9 protein-coding genes and 2 pseudogenes are annotated in these 20,145 nt (G+C 43.7%); 8 read left to right on the top strand and 3 right to left on the bottom strand.

Annotated features, from left to right (window positions below; translation table 11 throughout):
* Positions 1–24 precede the first annotated feature (24 nt).
* The gene (locus tag ACBP55_RS30365) at positions 25–1,944 is read left to right on the top strand and encodes a glycosyl hydrolase family 28 protein (RefSeq protein WP_464646963.1); all 1,920 of its coding nucleotides are present in this window, start codon (positions 25–27) and stop codon (positions 1,942–1,944) included.
* Between the two features lie 134 nt (positions 1,945–2,078).
* Positions 2,079–2,264, top strand: coding sequence for a hypothetical protein (locus tag ACBP55_RS30360; RefSeq protein ID WP_464653583.1), 186 nt, complete (start codon positions 2,079–2,081; stop codon positions 2,262–2,264).
* 5 nt (positions 2,265–2,269) lie between these two features.
* Here ACBP55_RS30360 and ACBP55_RS30355 read toward each other — a convergent pair whose 3' ends face one another.
* A complete protein-coding gene (locus ACBP55_RS30355; RefSeq protein ID WP_464646962.1) occupies positions 2,270–2,761 on the bottom strand; it encodes a TetR/AcrR family transcriptional regulator in 492 nt (163 codons plus the stop codon).
* 683 nt (positions 2,762–3,444) lie between these two features.
* On the opposite strand from ACBP55_RS30355, the pseudogene ACBP55_RS30350 reads away from it, so the two are divergent.
* A pseudogene (locus ACBP55_RS30350) lies at positions 3,445–7,134 on the top strand (fibronectin type III domain-containing protein); the annotation flags it as partial.
* 3 nt (positions 7,135–7,137) lie between these two features.
* A pseudogene (locus tag ACBP55_RS30345) lies at positions 7,138–8,556 on the top strand (OmpL47-type beta-barrel domain-containing protein); the annotation flags it as partial.
* A 1,076-nt stretch (positions 8,557–9,632) separates the two neighbouring features.
* Here the strand turns inward: ACBP55_RS30345 and trhO are convergent.
* Both trhO and ACBP55_RS30335 read right to left on the bottom strand, forming a co-directional pair.
* A complete protein-coding gene (gene trhO / locus ACBP55_RS30340) occupies positions 9,633–10,538 on the bottom strand; it encodes an oxygen-dependent tRNA uridine(34) hydroxylase TrhO (protein WP_464646960.1) in 906 nt (301 codons plus the stop codon).
* 86 nt (positions 10,539–10,624) lie between these two features.
* Positions 10,625–14,380, bottom strand: a complete 3,756-nt coding sequence (locus tag ACBP55_RS30335) for a response regulator (protein ID WP_464646958.1) — start codon at positions 14,378–14,380, stop codon at positions 10,625–10,627.
* A gap of 162 nt (positions 14,381–14,542) precedes the next feature.
* Between ACBP55_RS30335 and ACBP55_RS30330 the strand changes: the two genes are divergently transcribed.
* The 4 genes from ACBP55_RS30330 (at position 14,543) to ACBP55_RS30315 (ending at position 20,128) form a co-directional block, all read left to right on the top strand.
* Positions 14,543–16,189: a methyl-accepting chemotaxis protein gene (locus ACBP55_RS30330; RefSeq protein WP_464646956.1), complete on the top strand. Its 1,647-nt coding sequence runs from the start codon at positions 14,543–14,545 to the stop codon at positions 16,187–16,189.
* Positions 16,190–16,358: 169 nt separating this feature from the next.
* Positions 16,359–17,492, top strand: coding sequence for a stalk domain-containing protein (locus tag ACBP55_RS30325; protein ID WP_464646954.1), 1,134 nt, complete (start codon positions 16,359–16,361; stop codon positions 17,490–17,492).
* A 126-nt stretch (positions 17,493–17,618) separates the two neighbouring features.
* Positions 17,619–17,939: an SPW repeat domain-containing protein gene (locus ACBP55_RS30320; protein WP_029198434.1), complete on the top strand. Its 321-nt coding sequence runs from the start codon at positions 17,619–17,621 to the stop codon at positions 17,937–17,939.
* Positions 17,940–18,031: 92 nt separating this feature from the next.
* Positions 18,032–20,128: a class I SAM-dependent methyltransferase gene (locus ACBP55_RS30315; RefSeq protein ID WP_464646953.1), complete on the top strand. Its 2,097-nt coding sequence runs from the start codon at positions 18,032–18,034 to the stop codon at positions 20,126–20,128.
* The last annotated feature ends 17 nt before the right edge of the window (positions 20,129–20,145 follow it).

Here is a 20,145-nt window from a genome sequence, read left to right as displayed (position 1 = left end):
TATCTAAGTTTCATAGGAGGAAAAATGCCGAATATTGTTCATGTATGGTCTCCGCCGGTAGGTACTGCAACGAACCCTACTTTTACGGTTCAGGTTAAGCCATCGGATGAGTCTGTTTGGATCGATTTATTTGTATATAACGTAAAATTGGGTCATCAAGATGGGACTACTTTTAACTCTTCGATGGTCAATTTCGACTTCTCTGGTTCCATAGACGTGAAAGTCACTTATCATGGTGAAACCATTAATTGCTATGATATCAGGCCGAACTCATACGGAATCAATGCGACACAAATGGGGAAGAGCCTTATTTTTTCAACTGCACAAAATGATGCTTCTCCACGCAAAATCGTTATACGTATCAATGATAGCTGGAACACGGAAAACTTACATATTCTAACCAATCCGTTGGAAACCAATGTGCCATCTGAGATCGATCCAAATGTGTATCTCATTCATCCAGGAGATGCAATTCCTTTGCAATTACCCGCTGGAAAAGATACGTATTATTTTAAACCAGGCTTTCATACGCTGCCAAAAGGTTCCTGGGTTGAGGTTGATCTTGGGACCCTGTATTCAATTGATAGAATTGATCTCGGGCAGTCTATGATTAAAATGCAAGGCGTAGGCATGGAACCTCATTCGTATCCCAATAGGTTTCTAGTGGAAACAAAAGTGAATGAAAGTGAATCGTATACGATTGCTTACGATGGTACAAGTAATACGCTTACGGGATATGTGACAAAGACTTTTGCGCCAAGAAAAGCTAGATATGTGAGGCTCATGCTTTTGGGAAGTAATGTTCCTACAGGTTGGGTGTTCAGTAATTCAATCAGTGAGTTTAAGGTTTATGAAACCGGCGGTACGATAAATCTGGCTCTGAATCGCGGGGTAGCGGGAGCTATGCCGAGCTACGTTCACGCAGTCGACGGAAATGAACATACGCATTATGGCACAAGCTCAAATTATGGGAATTGGCATTCTGGCGAGTCTTTCTTTATTTCCCAAAACAACACTACGGTATATATGGCGCCCGGCTCCGTTTGTTATGGATCCATTTCTTCTGATGAAGTGAATCGTGTGACGATAAGAGGTCGGGGCATATTGGACGGCAGTCAATTGCAGCATACGAACCCTCAACCTGGCGAAGGCCGAACAGGCGCCGTTTGGTTAAGCAGCGGTAGTGATAACCTCTTGGAAGGAATCACGATTATAGATCCAACGATGTGGGCAGTTGTTATGAACTTTTGCACAAGACCGATCGTCAAAAACATTCATATTATTGCTTACGAAGTGAATGCGGATGGCATCCATTTTAGTGGATCAAGTCACGGTCTAATTACAGGTGTATTTATTAGAACGCCTGATGATGATATTGTGATGTATCATTATGGCCCCACTTCCTTTAATACGGTTCAAAATAGTGTTCTATGGGGAGATGACGCACATACCATTTTGATAGGTTTGGGAAGTGAACCAGGTGCCCATATAACTGATTTGACATTTCAAAATATAGATGTGCTTAATCAACAAGGGGTTTATGTGATTGATAAATTCACTGGCGTATTGAAGTTATGGGCAAACGGGGGGAATGATATTCGAAATATCGTATTCAAAGATATAAGAATAGACGCTTTCAGAGATCCCTACAAAGCCACCGTGTTTCAATTCAGAACGGATGAACGGTTTCCCGGTGATTTAGATGGAGGAATCATACAAAACATTACGCTAGATAACGTCACGTATCAGGGTAGTGGAGAACAGAAAGCTTTATTAAAAGGTATAGATAGTGATTCTTATGTAAAAGATGTTTATATTAAAAATTATAAAAGACAAGACATACTTATTACAGATGTCATTTCCGGGCATATAGAAATGCAAGGTAATGTATCGAATGTTAATTTTATTACTCGGGAACTTATCAGGAGAAAACGCAGAACATGAGTTTGAATACAACGATTGTATTTCAGTAATTTCCGTTTCAAATTGTGACTTATTACGCCTAACCGAAATTGATACTTTTATTTGAATCTTGAAAACAACCTCCCGCGGGCCGTCTAGTCTTTGGGAGGTTGTTTTTGTCGAGATTGCGTCGGCGTGATGCCAACCGCTTTTTTGAAATTCACAGCGGGGAGTGGATATTATTATGGTGTTCTTTTCGGAAAGCGTCCAAACTTGAACCGATGATACGTTGGGTTGGGAATGAAGACGGTATGGCTCCGTACCCATGTTGGAATACGGCAGAAAAGGCCAGACCAGAATAGAATAGTTAACTTCTCTTCTTATAATGATCTAAAAGAAGGGAGGCTATTGCTTTGGCATCCTTAGCGGATAATTGGTTTCTATAAAGAAGCTCATTTACGGTAGCTCCGTCAATCAACAGCATGAATTGTCTCGCAAGATCGTCGGGTTGTTGTAAGTTTGCCTGATCAGCCAACTGACGAATATAGTTATAGACATCCGATTTCCGTGTTCTGGAAGATAAATGGGCGCTGTGCGTTGGTTCTGCCAGCTCGGTTACGATATTGATGGCCCCGCAGCCTCTGAAATGGGGGGCTTCAAACCATAAATGGATTGCGTCAAAAACAGCAATCAATCGCTCTTCGGGATCAGAAGCTAATCGCTCGACGGTGCTCATAAACCAGTGTAACCAAAGTTCCCCCCCTTTGAGTACGACTTCGTTGATGAGATCGTTTTTAGAAGGAAAGTGTTTGTAAAGAGTCATTTTTGCCACGCCGGATTGCTCAACAACTTCATCCACTCCGAAACTAATTATTTGGTTTTGGAAAATAAGTAGAGTAGATTAAATAATTTAGCGAATTAACAGCTCAAACAGAGTGAATGTGATCCGGCTTATTTTTTGAGTTTTGGATGAAACTAAAGTTAAACTAGTTCCTCTGTTTCAACGGATTATAATGAGATTAACTCCGAGGATGTAGATTTAATCATGGTTAACCATGTGCAAGCGAGTGTTGAAGTTTCAGCTAAGCCTCCTGTTTCCTATATACCGGTTGTGGTCGCAGTGGGTGTTGGAGCAAAGGTGATCTGATTTGCTCTGTTAAAAGCTGGGCACTTATACGTAAATTGAAAGGGGAATGTAATGTGAAAGTGAAAAAATTTAGAAAGCAAATTGTAAGCGCATTCATTTTACTCGCTCTACTTTTGGGAATATTCATAGATCAACGAAATCTCGTTCATGCCGCAGATTATACAGCCATCATTAATATAGACTCGAATGTTGAATCGAGCTTAAGTGAAAACTTCGGGGGATATAATGGGGATTTTCAAACTTATGGCATCTTATACACGGATCAAACGGCCATCGATTTGGCAAAAGGATTGAATAGCCGTGTGTTTCGATTTCCCTCCGGGACGGATAGTGACTATTTCGACATTAGGAGAGGGGATGACGATGACGAATGGGTATCGCAATTTTTCGGAAAAATGCCTACATTCCATGCTGCCGTTAACGACGGGCAAATTTTGAGAGCCAAGCCTGACAAACAAAATCTTCAGGATTGGAAATATTTTCTGGATCAAGTGCAAGGAGAAACCATGATTATTATCAATGGATTCACCGATACGCCAGAAACGGCAATGGCGATTGCGAAATATTGCAAGGATAATCATATTAAGGTTAGCGCCTACGAGCTGAGCAACGAAGCTTTTTTATTCAGTAAATTTTTTCCGACTGCAACGGATTATGCGGATAAAATGAAACCGTATTATGATGCAATCAAATCGGTAGATTCGAAAGCACAGATTAACGTCATGTTTTCTCAAGGCGAAAAAGCCGAGTGGGATAAAGAACTGGCTGCTTATCCGAACAAATATTGGGATGGCGTATCCTACCATTTTTATCGGGGCGGTGATCGGTATTCAACGTTCGATCAAGCGCGCAAAGACCTGAATTCCGCCTTGGCCGAGCGCACCAATTCGTATATCGATTCTTATTACCTTGCCAAAGGAAGACCTGATATGCCTGTAACGATAAGCGAGTTTAATACGACTCCTTCAACGATGACCAGTTTATCCACATCCGGGATGATAAAAACGCTGTATAATGGCATATTCGCCGCTGAATATACGACCAGATTGTCGAGCCATCCCAATGTGAAACGTGTACTTCTTCATGCGATGATGCAGTTTGGCACCCAACCTACCAATAACTATGCTGTCGCCATGCGAGATGCTTATGAAAAAAAGACGACATTAGATACAACGGGTTACGATTTCGGCATTTATAAAAGCGGTGCCGCTTTAGGTTTGCAAATCGCTTATGAAGCCATCAATAACAGTTCCCACCTATGGAAAACAACGACTACGGGAGGGGCAGAGGTTAACAAGTATTCAGGCAGTAATATACCTGCTTTATATTCGCAGGCCTATAAGGGGAAAAACAATAAAAATTATGTTGTGATCACAAACAAATCGGACAGTACTCATACCGCAACAATCAACATGAATGGAGTACCGGTAGCATCCAATATGACGAAAACGTATATTTCATCTACAGACCCAGAATTAAAAAATACACTGGCAAATCCTAATGCTATTGCTATTCAAACGGAAGGCACACTCAATCCGGTAACGATTCCTCCATACAGTGTGATGAGAGTAGAATGGGATGCTTACGGAGGACAACTGCCGCAGCCTACTCGTATTGTTCGATCTATTGTCGGTAATAGTCAGGTTGAGCTCACTTGGCTTGATTCGCTGCTTGCAGCAGGCTATGTCGTGAAGTATGGGACGACACCCGGCGTTTATACAAATACGATAAATGCAGGCCAGTCAAAGAACTATACCGTGACGGGCTTATCCAACGGGGCAACCTATTACTTTGCGGTAAGCGCTAAGAATAGTGCAGGTTCAAGTGTTAATTCGAATGAAGTAGCTGCGAAGCTTGCAAAGCCAAGTGCACCATTGCTGGAAAGCCCGAAAGCAAAGGAAGGTTCCGTTGTACTCCATTGGAATAGTTCAGCCAACGCTTCCGGATATTATGTAACGGTTAGAACAGGATCTGGCAACAATATAACGGTTAAAGACGTTGGCAATTCTATAGGCTACGAAATGACCGGATTAACCAATGATACTGCCTATTATTTTACGGTATCCGCGTATAACGGTATGGGAGAAGGATTAAACTCTAGCGAATACAGCGCGGTTCCGAGGGGGAATATGCCCTATTCTCCTCACACTGTAAAAGCCTCCGCAACCGGAACGGGAGTCGATTTAAGCTGGAGCCCCTCGTATTCAGAGCGATTTTATGAAAACTTTGAACTTGGAGACGGTTTATGGACGGTATTAAACGGTGAATGGGGGATTGTTCATAGTACGGAAGGCGGTCTTGGCAGTACCAACGTGTACCGAAGCAGTAATTCTTCCGGTTATGGAATGAGTGTTGCTGGAGACAGCACTTGGAAAGACTATGTTGTTGAAGTTGGCATCGTAGCGCCTGGTTCCGTTACGGGTAACTATGGCGTGGCCGCAAGATATGTGGACAACAATAATTACTATTATGCTTATTACGATTCTCAAGAGAAAAAATATAAAATTGTTAAGCGATTTCAGGGGGCAGAAGCGGTTTTGGCTTCTTCTGAACCAATAGCGGACCCCTATTTTATTCTTGGAGCAAATACGAGTAATAAATTTAGGCTTGAGGTATCAGGCGATAAGTTGACCCTATATAGGGACGCAAATGTAATAGCTTCAGTGACGGATGGAAGTCATCCGATTCTTTCCGGAAAAATAGGTCTTTACACGAACAACCAGCAAGCTGATTTCGACCGGTTATCCGTGAGATTGGATAATGCAACTGGTTATGCTATCAAAAGAAGTACGAGTCTAAAAGGCGTTTATACGACTGTAGCGACAGGAGTAACAGGAAGTACCTACAAAGATACTAGCGCAAATCCGGCACTGCATAATTATTATGTGATTTCAGCGTTAAATGACAGTGGAGAGAGCACAGATACTTCTCCACTATCGATTGCTTATCCAATAGAACCGTTAATCAATATCGCGCCAAGCGCTATATTATCGGTTGATTCCACTAATGGTTCGTTCAGTGCGAATAAAGCGGTAGATGGCATTAAAAATGACAACGCCAGCAGATGGCTTTCTTTAAGCGGAGAGCCGCATTATTTTCAGATGGAATGGCCGACGGACAAATTGATCAGTAGTATTCAAGTTTGGAGCGGACTAATCGGTGGATACGGGTTCCAAATCAAAGATTATACGATTCAATACTGGGACGGAGAAAAGTGGAAGACGGCGGCCGCCGTTACCGATAATAAAAATGACGCCAATGTTCGTTCTTATAACATATTGGAATTGGATGCTCCGATTATTACCAAAAAATTAAGAATGAACATAACGAAAGCCTCTGGTGCAGCCGGTTATACGGACGCCAGATTGTTAGAAATCGAAGTATTCGGTACAGATCGATATAAAAATATTGCGCCAAGCGCTGTATTAGCTGTTGATTCGACGAATGGTTCATTTAGTGCAAATAAGGCCGTAGACGGAATTAAAAATGACAACAGCAGCAGATGGCTTTCTTTAAGCGGCGAACCGCATTACTTTCAGATGGATTGGCCGGAGGATAAGTTGATTAAGGGCATTAACGTCTGGAGCGGATTGATCGGAGGCAACGGATTTCAAATCAAAGACTATACGTTGGAGTATTGGGATGGGGCCAATTGGACAACCGCAGCGACTGTAACTAATAACACCTATGATGCTAACGGTGGTTTGTACAATTCTATGAAGTGGAGTACCCCCATTTCCACCAAGAAAATAAAAATGAACATAACGAAAGCCTCTGGTGCAGCGGGCTATACGGACGCTAGATTGTTGGAAATTGAAGTGATTGGCGCAGATTTACCAACTACGACATCGAATTTATCGCCTTCACAGCCGGATGGACAAAATGGGCGATACATGAATCCGGTAACGGTCACTTTGTCTGCTCCGCAAACATTATGGGGGGTTACACAGTCCGTATACAGTCTGGATAGCGGGAATACGTGGCTGGCATACACGGGACCGATCACGTTTGAGCAGGATGGCTCCTATCATATCAGCTTCAGATCGGTAGATCAGGAAGGCAATTCAGGGAGCATTCAGACGGTTTCATTCATCATCGAAAGGAACGCAATGGCACCAGTGACGACAGCGGCATTGTCGGGTGCTCCAAATAGCGAAGGCTGGTTTAAAGAAGATGTGACGGTTACCTTGACAGCGGTGGATGATTCAGCGGGTGCGGTGGGGACCGAATACAGTATCAATGGTGGGACTGCAGCTCCTTACGTAGCACCTATTGTTATTCAAAACGAAGGAACGAGTACGATTGGATATTTCTCTACAGATGCCGCAGGGAATGTGGAAGCGGCGAAATCTTTGCAGGTGAAATTGGATAAAACAGCACCCATTGCTGTTTTGACGGAGTCTGGTCACGCAGTGGCAAATGTAACAGATGCAGATACACTGAGATTTGATTTGAACAGTACAGATGCACACTCCGGTGTGGCTGCGCAGACGTTGACTTTGGATGGCGCTGTGATTAACAGCGGTCAAACCATTGCTGCAGGTAGTCTGGCACTAGGTGCACATACGGTGCAATACAGTGTAGTGGATGCAGCAGGCAATTTGGTGCAATCGACACAAACTTTCAACGTGAGTGCGAGCGTTACATTCACTCAAGCTACCCTTGCTGCTGACTCGGTGTCTCTGAAGCCAGGCGAAACAACGGCTACTCACCTTTCAGGCACATTAAGCAACGGAGCGCCTGCTGATCTTAGTAGTGCTGTAGTTGCCTACAACACAAGTAATGGAGCGGTAGTTACCGTAGATGCACAAGGTAAAGTTAGCGCTTTGGCTGAAGGTACTGCGCAAATTTCAGCTCTCGTTACCATGAATGGTAAAACAGTACAAACGAATGCTGTGACTATTACGGTTGTGAAGCCGTTATCGGTTGGGGCACCTGGTCAGCCCGTTTTGTCAGATAACAGTGGCTATGCTACTGGATTAAAAGATGGTAACTACACCGTCGCGATGAACATGTGGTGGGGGAATAACGGCTCCGTGTTCAAGCTGTACGAAAATGGCGTGCTCATTAGTACGCAAACTTTGACGGATGCGTCCCCGGCAGCACAAGTGGCTAAAGTAGATGTGATAGGCAAAGCGAACGGTACCTACACCTATACGAGTGAACTTATTAATTCCTTCGGAACGACAACCAGCAGCCCACTTGTGGTCAAAATTACAGACGCATTGCCAGGTAAACCGGTATTATCTCAAGATAATTGGGATGGAGATGGCAACTACAAGGTGACGATGAACATGTGGTGGGGCACCAATGCTACCGAGTATCGCCTATACGAAAATGGCATCTTGATCGATACCAAGACCTTGAACACTGCTTCTCCAAATGCACAAAGCGCAGTGTCGACGATTGCCGGCAGAGCGATTGGCGTGTATGAGTACCGCAGCGAATTGGTCAATGCGGGTGGTGTCACTTCGAGTGACAAGATTACGGTGAAAGTAACGAAGTAAGAGATGACGTGAGTGACGAAGTAAGTAACTGAGAGTGATGAAGTAAGTAACGATGAAAGAAACTAAGCGAGCGATGAAGTGAGTAACGAAGTAAGAGATTACGTTTTGGAAAAAGGGCCTTTAACAACTCCGGCTGGAGTTGTTGGAGGTTCTTTTTAGTTGGGTTGTCAGAAACCGATCGTGTTTACAGCAACAGATGCAGAAAGTGCAGTAAATTATGAGTTTTTTACCGATTTGAGTAGAAAAGATGCATTTAGGAGTTAGTACATCAAATATCAGCATTATAGCTTGAATATACTTTTATTCGTTGAATTAGCTGCACTTTTTGCATGTTTTCTCATGAATACGTCGATAGAGGTGAGATTAGCTGTACTTTTTGCATCAAAAGATGTTAACCTAATCCTCATACCCATCCCCGACTACAGATAAAGAACAAGCTACTCCAAATAATTTAATAAATCTGCGCACGAGCTAATATTGGGCGAGGTACCCTTTAGGTTCTCCGCGAGCGACTTAATTAGTTTACAAGCAGTTCTTCCACAAACGAGTATTCATCGACTGGAGTGTATGAGTACCGCAGCGAATTGGTCAATGCGGGTGGTGTCACTTCGAGTGACAAGATTACGGTGAAAGTAACAAAATAAGAAGCAACCTATCTCCTTGTAATGAAACCGTCTAGAGTTCGTCATTGTCGTTGAACGGCTCCCTTTCCTAGCGAATTCAAGCGCCTTTTAGCCAAATAGCGTACGTTAGCACCGCAAAAGGGGCTGTCCCAAAAGTAGAGAATCTACTTGAGGACAGCCCCTTAAGGCCTATTGACCCTTGGAACACTCGAATCGGTATTCAGAACAAAACGAAATTCATACTCCCATTGGATTTTTCCAATGGAAACTACTCTCAGGCTTCGAAATTCGCGATTCTATTGGAATATTCCAATGGAATTGACTTTTAGGCCGCCAAATCCCTACTTCCACTGGATTAATCCAATGGAAGTAGTAGTCAGACTGCGAAATTCACAAACTGGGGGCTGAATTTTCCCAATATGACTTTTGGGAAAGCCAGTTTCGGTACTAAAATCAAGCCTCAAGCGTGCTCATCGTTTTCTCTTCGCATTCCTTCGAGCAGAAGCTATTATGCTTCTCTTCACAGGCTTCACAGCAGATATGCTTCAAGTGGCAAGCATCGTTCGCGCAATTGATGTAGCGATCTTCTGCTGTTCCGCAGTGGTAGCATTTGCCTACGACGATATCTTCGTCTGTACGATTGATGGGGACAGAAATCCGCTCGTCGAAGACGTAGCATTTGCCATCGAATAAGCGGCCTTGAACATCTTCATCTTTCCCGTAGCTCACAATACCGCCATCCAGCTGGTAAACCTCTTTGAAGCCTTCCTGTAAAAGGAAACCTGACAGCTTCTCACAGCGGATACCGCCGGTACAATAGGTCAGAATGGGTTTGTCCTTATATTCCTGGAGATTATTGCGAATCCATTCAGGGAATTCCTTCGTCGTTTCCACCTCAGGACGAATAGCGCCTCGGAAATGTCCGATATCGTACTCGTAATGGTTACGGCCATCAAGGACGATGACATCTTCTTGCTGGAGCTTCTCGTAGAAATCCTTTGGCTTCAGATGTGTGCCGGTTAGTTCGTTCGGATTCACGTCTTCTTCAAGCCGGAAGGTGACAAGTTCCTTTTTAGGACGAACGAATAGCTTTTTGAAAGCATGCTGTTCACTTTCATCTATCTTGTAGATCATGTCTTTGAATAGTGGCATTTGACGCATCATCGCCATGTAAGCATCGGTTTGCTCAACCGTTCCTGAAAGCGTGCCGTTAATGCCTTCGGGAGCGATGAGGATACGGCCTTTGATTCCGAGTTTTTTGCAAAAAGCCAAATGTTCTTGAGCCAAAGCTTCATGATCTATGACGGTAACGAATTTATAATACAACAAAATGCGATATGGAGCGCCTTCTACTGTCATGATTAACTTAACCACCTATACATATAAATTGCATGCTCAAACAGAAAAAAAGCATAAGCATATAGTGACATAAATCAGCGTATTTTTCAATCTAACAGCAATTTTTGGATAGAATGAAAAACTTCCTCCAGAGCAATGGCAACCGATTGAAGCTGGTTCTGGATCATGCTGGTATTTGTTTCATCGGACCCAGCGTTATGTTCTAACATTTCTTCTAGGACAGTTGCCGCGGCGAATACGCGATTGGCAGACAGGTTGCTGGAAGAGCCGCGCAGCGCATGCAGCTGACTTATGGCTTCAGCATAATCCCCTTTCTGAATCGCAAGGGTTAATTGCGAAATCATAGGAGCGGATTGACTATAAAATGTTCGAAGCATTTCGTGATAGATCTCGGTTTTTCCGCCAAGCCGTCCAAGTGCTTCTTCCATATCTAGTCCAGGGACAGCCATCCGATTCTTCTCGCTAAGAACAGCATCGATGGCTGCAAACAATCGGCTAGGAATGATAGGTTTGGAGATCACTTCGTTCATACCAGCGCGAATACAATCTAAACGCTTCTCCAAAGTAGAGTCTGCAGTTAATGCAATAATAGGAATTTGCCTCCATTTAGGCTCAAGACGAATTCGTTTGGTAGTCTCAATGCCTTCTAGAACGGGCATATGGATATCCATTAAGATCAAGTCATACTCGTTATTCTCTAAGTCATTTAATGCTTCGAAACCATTGGAAGCCAATTGAACGTCACAATTCATACGGCTTTCCAGTAACGAACGAGCTACCGTCTGATTAATTTCATTATCTTCGACTAACAGAATGCGATTGAATTTTGTCATTATTTCTGCTGTTTGTATCAAGTCTGTCGTAGATAGGAGTTCCTTATCGGCATGTGTGCCTGTTAGTGTTTGCAGCGTCTGGTACAGTACGATCCGTGAGATAGGTTTGACCAAGATGGCATGCGGAGCCCATGCTGCAGGCAGCTGCTCCAAGGCATCCCTGCCCGATAAAGTGGTGTAAATAATCGTTAGAATGTTCATTCGATTGCATTTTTCAAGCATGCCGAGCCATACTTCCTCTCCGTACATATCAAAAGCTTCCATATCAAGCAGGATCACATCTACGGGAATAACTTCAATGGCATTCCTTGCTTCTTTCCAAGAATAAACGCCGGCTGCTTCTGTGCACATGGATTGAAGGGTATGGACAAGTACTTGGTTCAGATCAAGGTGGTCTTCCACAATTAATGTGCGCAGCGGGAGGTTTTCCTGAGACTTCATTGGTTGTAAGGACAACGAGAAAGGCAAGCTAATCCGGAATTCACTGCCATGCTCGGGTTGGCTTGACACCTCGATGGTGCCGCCCATATTCTCAATGATGTTCTTGGAGATAACAAGACCGAGGCCCGTACCCCCGAATTTTCGATTCGTTACTTCATCTGCTTGAACAAACGGCTGGAACAGCTTGGATAGCTGCTCTTCATCCATCCCGATGCCTGTATCGCTGACAGTAAAGCCAATTTGGACTTCTTCTTCTCGAAGTTGTTCCAAAAAAACGCGCAGCGTGACTGTTCCTTGCTCCGTGAATTTTATCGCATTGCTGGTAATATTGAGCAAAACTTGATACATGCGCAGTGAATCCCCAATAAGTCCAAGCGGCACATTGTCACGGATATCACAAATAAAATCAACCGGCTTGTGGCCAAGCAGCACGCTAAGAGTTTCACAGACACGGTCAATGGTCTCATCTAGCTGGAACGCATGATGTTCTATGGCCAGCTTGTCCACCTCGAGCTTCGAGAAGTCCAGAATATCATTAATAATATTGGAAAGGGACACCGAGGATTTCGCTATTTTACTTATATAATCACGCTGTAGCGGAGACATGATCGTTCGTTCCATCAAGTAGGAGAGTCCGACGATTCCATTGAGCGGTGTCCGAATTTCATGGCTCATACGAGCCAGGAAAATCCCTTTAGCCAGATTGGCTTCATCCGCTTCTTGCTTCGCTCGAATGAGCTCCTCTTTGGAATGCACTTGGTCCGTAATATCGCGCGTAATGGCAGAGAAATAACACTCATCTTTGTCTGCTGGGCAATGGGGCACGATGATCACGGAAATGAATATTTGCCGTTGTTCCTTCGTTAGGACCTCTGCTTCGAACTCCCAGAATCCTTCCCGAATGGCTGTAAGCAAGCCCTCTTCAAAATTAATATCATTCTGGATATCTACGTACTCACTGAAATGTTTGCCGACGGTTTGCTGTTTGTCTAATCCAATTATGCTCTTGCATGCTTGATTCATATAGAAAATATAGCCTTTCTCATCAAATGAGAGAATGGAATCACGCGCACTTTCTACAATCGTTAACAGCCTCTCCCTAGACTCGTTGCTCTCCTTAATATCGCTAATGTCTCGAGCGATGAATACGAACCCTTTCAGCTCACCATTCGGATGTGTAATGCTGCTGACACTAACTTGAACGAAGAAACGAGTGCCATCTTTGTGATGCCAAGTCCATTCAGAATCCTCTTTGAGGTGACGTAATGAACGAATCACGAGGGCTGTACAATCAGCTGGAACATATTCCCCAAGCTCAGACGAGTATTGCGCGGCTCTTTCAATCAGTTGTTCTTGATCCAACCACAGAAGAGGCGTTGCTTTCTTATGAACTTCTGCTAAAGAATAGCCAAGAAGCTGTACGGCTCTAGTGTTGAGATGATTAATGGTAAAGGAAGGATCGGTCACGATCATGGCATATTGATTGTGATGAATAAAAGCTTCGAACGGCTCGAATAGTTCACGTAAGTTTTCAATCATTCCATTCACAGAATGGGCAAGAGCACCCAACTCATCCTTGCTTTTGAAAACAAGCGGTTTTATGTAGAAATCACCTGCAGCGACTGATTCTGTGACATGAAGAATCTGCTTGATGCGTTTAATAATCAGTGTATTAGTCGTCAAATAAATGAGGAAAAAAATGACCACAGCCGTCATTGCAATTAAGCCGATAGTCGACCAAAGCAAGGGGCTCGTTGGGGCTTCGAAAGCGGAAAGGGGCATGGAGTAAGCGAGGTACCAATCTAATTGAGGTACACGCGCATAAAACCACCGAGCCTTTGGGCCGCCATAATAAGATTCATCTAGAATTCCTTGATTCGACTGCAACGCTTTTTGAAAGGCTGGTACAAGTGAAGGGTATTCTCTGAAAATATTAAGGTTCAAAATTTGAGGCGTATCGGTATGATACAGAATGAATCCCTCTTGGTTCACGACAAGTATTTCGCCCTTCTCCAAGGGGGTATGAAGATGCTCGTAAAAGGTTTGTTCCGCATCAAGCGAAATGTTTATGATGCTCGTAACTTCGTTTTTCTCATTAAAGACAGGTGCGGTTATGGAAATGATGTATTTCCCGTTTATTTTACTGATTTCAGGATCAGAGATGAAGGTTTTCCTTTTTAGAGCCTCTTGGAATCTTCGTTCCCCTGCTGCATAAAGTGTTTGTCCGGTAGTGAGAGTCATATAGCCATTAAGATCAATAATTCCCATGGAATGATAGCGATTAGCGCCTGTTTTTAATTCTTTGGTCAAAAATTGGAGCCGCTGCTCAAGTGTCCCATGCTTCATAACATCTACCCGGCTTAGTAGTTCCGCTTCGGCCAAACGAATGGATAAGAAATCGTATAAATTTTGCGCGGAATTGGAAACAGAAGTTATCGATTGCTCCTTCATTTGTTGAATCAGTTTATCTCTCGAAAGCCGGTAGTTTGTAAGCCCTACAACAGTTAGGGGAATGCAAGTGATAAGAACAAGCAATGAGACAAGTTTGAAACGTAAAGATGATGACATGAGTAACCTCCGTGAAAATTATAAACTGTTAGCAAATCTAACAGTTTCACAATGAATGTAAGGTAAGAAATTTAATGAATAAAGTTTATGATGATCGTAGCCGATGAATTGAGTATACATCATAGTTGAATCATTCATTTATTATTTGGGAGGAATTGGCACATGCGACTAACAGTGCGAACTAAAATGATTATGGTATTTGCAATCATCTTTCTGATGATTGGGGGTTTAAGCTGGACAGATATGAGTCGAATGGGCGCGTTGAAGGATAATACCAAGAAGCTAGCTAGCAATTGGATGATGGGTATTCAAATTATTGAAGAGATTCACTACAACTCGGAGCATCTATTGGCTGTGTACAACCAGAAGAAATTAGAACCAGATGTAAAGAAGCAAGAGCCACTAGATGCTGGAATGGCAGCATCAATCGCAAGTATTGATAAATTGTTAGCAGATTATAAGGAATCCCTCGCCGGGGAAGAAGATGCCAATAACTTCACCGAACTTACTAAGAATTGGGAAGATTTCAAGGTTGCTTTTGCGAAAAATAAACAAAATGCCTCGGATCCAAGTAAAGTAAAGGAAGCAGCAGATAGCTTTCAGGTGATGGCAACTGCTTTTGGTAAAGCGCAAAAAACGATGGCGGATATGGTTGTGTTTAATCAAGAGGGAGGAAAACAAGCGGAGCAGGAAAGCTTGAATGTATACAAAACAAGTGTGAACACATCACTTATTGTGCTTAGTGTCATCATTGCTTTCATGCTAATTACTTGCTACATACTTGTTAGAAACATTTCCTCACCTGTTCGTATAGCCTCACAAGCCTTAACTCGGATAGCGAATGGGGATCTTACGGTTGAACCTATCATCGTAAAAAATAAAGACGAGATTGGCGTGTTAGTCGGTTCTGTTAATCAAATGGTTAGCCATTTACGTAAGTCGGTAGAGCAAATGATGGCAGCCTCGAATAGCGTAGCAGCATCGTCTCAGCAGTTGTTTGCCAGCTCTGAGCAGAATACATCTGCCTCGCAGCATGTTGCAGCAGCCGTTCAGGATTTCGCAACTGGAGCTGATCAGCAGGCCCAAAGCTCGATGGAATGCGGCAGAGCGATGGAAGAAATGGCTGCAGGTATTCAACGGATTGCAGAAACAACATCGGATGTATCTGATTTATCGATTTCTGCAACGCAGCTTGCTGAGCAAGGGAGTCATTCGATGGAACGTGTAGTGAACAAGATGCAGGCCGTGAGTCATTCTGTGGACGCTGCAAACAAAGTCATCAAAGAGCTGGAAAAACATACGCAGAGCATCGGTCAAATCTCAACGTTAATTGGAAATATTGCCTCGCAAACCAATCTTCTTGCTTTGAATGCTGCCATTGAGGCTGCTCGTGCCGGGGAAAGTGGAAAAGGTTTTGCTGTTGTAGCTGGTGAAGTCCGAAAGTTAGCGTCACAGACGGATGATTCTGTACGTGATATTTCCGAACTCATTTCGAACATTCAAAGAGACTCCGCACGTGCTGCTATAGTTATGAATACTGGACAGTCGGAGGTGCAGGAAGGTCTTAAAGAAGTAGGGATCGCGGAGCTCGCATTCGGTAAGATCGTCAACGCATCGCAAGAAGTAGCCAGCATGATTCAAGAAACAGCTGCAGCGGCACAGCAAATGGCTGCAAGCTCAGAAGAAGTATCGGCAACCGTAGCAAATGTTGGATCTGTTGCGCAGCAAACTGCAGGGACCGCTCAGTCGGTAGCGGCTGCAACGGAAGAGCAGTCTCGCGTCAACAGAAGAGATTACAGCTTCTGCTGAAAGTCTTGCTGGTATTGCTCAAGATTTGCATCAAGTTGTGAGTTCATTCCGAATTTCATAAAAAGAATGTTTACTTTCAGACTTTCTTGAACGTTGGCGCGTCTTGTTATCGTAAAGGTTAAATTAACCGAAAGATTACTTACGATAACGAATGAGGAGTGAACATGAAATGAAAAAAAATCCGTTTAACATGTTGAAACTTGGTGTAGTCGGCTGTGCAATGCTGGTGGGAGTTAGTGGTGCCGTATTACCATTAACAGGTATGGCATCAGCGGAAACTGTTACCGTAGTTCCAATTCTTGCACCCGCTGCATCTGAGTCAACTTTTCCAGTGCAAGTGAAAGAAGTAAATCTTACGTCTAAAACGCAGGATCTAAAAACCAATATCAAAGTGCCGCAGCTTTCAGGCATGTTGGATACGAAGTATCAAGAGCAAACAAATGACCTCATTTTATCCCAAGCGAACAAAGATTTGGCGAATTGGGAGAAAGAGGCTGCTCAAGCCGCTGCTGATGCCAAAACAAATGGTTTCACTTATCGCCCCTACGAGCTGACGATTAATTATGTGTTGAAATCGGATGGTTCGAGCAACCCGGCAGGTGTTATCTCACTTGAAGTCACGACGTATGCTGCAACAGGCGGTACAGGTATGCCTCGCGTGGATACGTACAATGTGCTAAATAGTGAACAAGGGCAGCGTGTTACTTTGCAGGATCTGCTTGGTGATCACTTCAAGGAGAATGTCAATGCCGGAATTCAGGCCAAAATCAATGAAAAACCAGAGAGTTATTTCAAAGATGATTTTAAAGGCATCAGCGAAGAGCAAAACTTTTATGTGGAAAAAGGCGAAGCGGTTATCGTGTTCCCGAAATATTCGATTGCTCCGGGCTCCACAGGCACTCCGGAATTCCGTTTTAACTTGCCTGAGAAATGGACAATGACAACAAAACCCGTTGCGCCTAAGCCTGTTGAAAAAATGAAGCTAGATTTAGCGGGGAGCGATAGCCTAACCAATGCCGAAGGCGTGAGTCTGGTGCCTATACGTAAAGTAGCAGAAGGACTTGGCTACGAAGTGAAATGGAATCAAGAAAAGTACGCGGCCGAATTGACAAAAGGTGCTGGGTGGACGAATGTTTCCGTAGGCAGCGACAGCTATTTCTATGCGAAAATGACTCCGGTTACGCTAGGGACAGCTCCAGTTATTCTTAAAGACACGCTATATGTACCTTTGAAATTCGTAACGGACATCCTGCATGCTGATGTGAAAACAGGCGATGCAGGCGCCATTCATATTGAACAATAAGACATTTAGAAACATAAGCCTCTTGCTGCCTATTTATTTGGGTGAGCTGGAGGCTTTTCCATTCACAATATTGAAAGCGTTTGCATATACTGTTACATATCGTCATGTAGGAGGTGGAAGCAAGCGATGTATTGGAAAAACTTATTGTCCGCTTGTATGGGTCTTTGGTTTGTGGTAAGTCCCTGGGTGTTCGGATTTGAAGCTCATACGAATGCACTCTACACTTGCGCTCTGCTTGGCAGCTTGCAATTCGTAGGTTCTCTATTGGCCCTTGGAAAAACGGGTAAAAAGGTTTGGCAAAATTGGTTTTGTTTTATTATTGGTGCTGTTTTTATTGTTGTTCCCAACGTCTATCATTTGGATATAATGGCCTTTTTTTCATTTGTCGTATTGGGCTTTATGACCATCCTAGTCAATTACGCGAATCTATATGCCGATCAACAATGAAATCGTAGTGTGATAGTAAACGTGAGATTGCCATGAGGTTGGTTTATACTAGTCATAAAGTGATTGGTAGGAATGGGAGGATATATACCTGCATGTTAAGTTCATTAGAATTAATAAAAAGGTATCGGGCAGGGGACACAAATGCCGCAGACCAACCTAAATGGTTAACTTATATCGTTTCGGCGGAGGAGCGCATCGTTAACTTCGAGCGGATTCAGTCGATCCAGGAGCTGGCACAGGCGAACCCTGTGCTAGATTATGTTGAGCGGACTTTGCACATTTTGGACGGGCTAGCGTTGTCCTTTTGGAAGAAAGATTTACTAGAAGAGGTGTTGATTTGGTCTGAAGTAGCGAAGGGTGGTACTTCAAGAGACCGTTTCAAGTGGCAAGAAGCAGGTATTCATCTTTCCGTCCATAACCTAGGTTCAGCGCAGTTATTTAAGCTCGATAAAGGAGATACAAGCGATAAGTCAACTGTCATACATACGTTAATCTACACACATGGGCTAATTGGCCAAACGATCCGTGGCGAAGTTCCATTTAAAGAACATGCACCTTTAATTCATTTGATGAAGGATAATTTGCTTACAGCTGATGAATTAAGAGGCTTGCTCTTGCCGCTAAATCAATGCATTATTGCAGGTGTCTCAGAAGAACTCTGGCATTCTGTTCGTAATGAAGTGGAGTCAATGATTGAGCAGATCATATCCGATTCTTTGAAAAAAGAGCCTGCCATAAAGGATCGCCTTGCCAGACTACGGGGAAACACGATTCAAAAGGGAGAAAATTTCGACGCTGAATATGGGAAGCTGCTTGAGGAAGTTCCATTAGAAGGATTGACGGCATTTATGGATGGTAGAACTCTGTGGTTTGTGGAAGCGGCACTACAAGAATTTTCTCTGGAGCAAATGGTGAAAGTATTCCTGATTATTCAGTTTTCAATGGGTCAAGCGGATTCCATTCAACACATTAGCTTCGAACCCTTGATGAATACGATGTATTACGATTACAAGGGCAGCAAAAAGGTAAACGTATATAAGAAGAGGATGATTGAGAAATATTTGGGTGAGCTTACTTGGATTGATTTGATGAAGGATCCGAGTGAATCATCTCAAAAGTTCAAATCCGATGCTATGTGGGGCAATGCCCATCTGAAGCACCTCATGGATCGAAAGCCGCTGCTCCCGGACACGATATTCTTTAACTTTCAATTTTCTCCTGCTGCTGAGAAGCTGATTGAATTTTGTGTAGAAGCCGAGAAATCTCCACTATATGAAAAGGCGGTTCTGCTTCTGTTCGATCTGTTCGAATTGCGCAGAGATGCCTATGACCGGTTTCATAATGAAGAAGAATACTTAGCCACGATGAACCAAACGGCTGACTATAAGAAGATGATGCTGGATTACGTTGTTGGGAAGCGGGTCGTCGATATCGGACCTGGCGGCGGGGTTATGCTGGATCTCATCGAGCAGTATTTACCGGACAAGCATCCGATTGGGATCGACATTTCGTCGAATGTAATTGAAGCGCTGGAACGCAAAAAGCAACTGGAGGGGCATCGATGGGACGTCATGAAGGGGGATGCACTTGATCTCAAGCAGTATGTAGAGCCGGGCTCCATCGATACAGTTATTTTCTCATCGATCCTGCATGAATTATATTCCTACATCCCTTTTGGCGGAAAGAAGTTCAACCATGCTACTGTTGCTGCGGCGCTGCGAAGCGCTTTCGATGTACTAGCACCCGGAGGCCGAATCGTTATCCGCGATGGTATTATGACGGAACCTGCCGAGCAGAAGCGGACCATTCGCTTTCTACAAGAAGGGACGATGGCTTGGCTGCAGCGGTATGCGAAGGATTTCGCAGGGCGATCAATTGAGTATGAGGTCGTTGCTGTGGATGAGGTCATCATGCCCGTGAATGATGCGATGGAATTCCTTTATACATATACATGGGGTGAGGAAGCTTATGTGCATGAAGTGCAAGAGCAATTCGGTTACTTTACCCCAAGCGAGTTTACGGCGTTCATCCTGGATACATTAGGTAATGAGGTCAAAATTGTAGAGAACAAACACTTCCTCCAGGAAGGGTATACGGACGCATTGGCGGATAAAGTAAGGATCATGGATCAAGATGGAAACGCGGTTCCGCTGCCGGATAGCACGTGTTTGATTGTGATAGAGAAGTAAACTGCAGACCAACCGCC

It is taken from the genome of Paenibacillus sp. WG02, from assembly GCF_055396115.1.
This window is presented reverse-complemented; position numbering and strand designations above follow the sequence as displayed.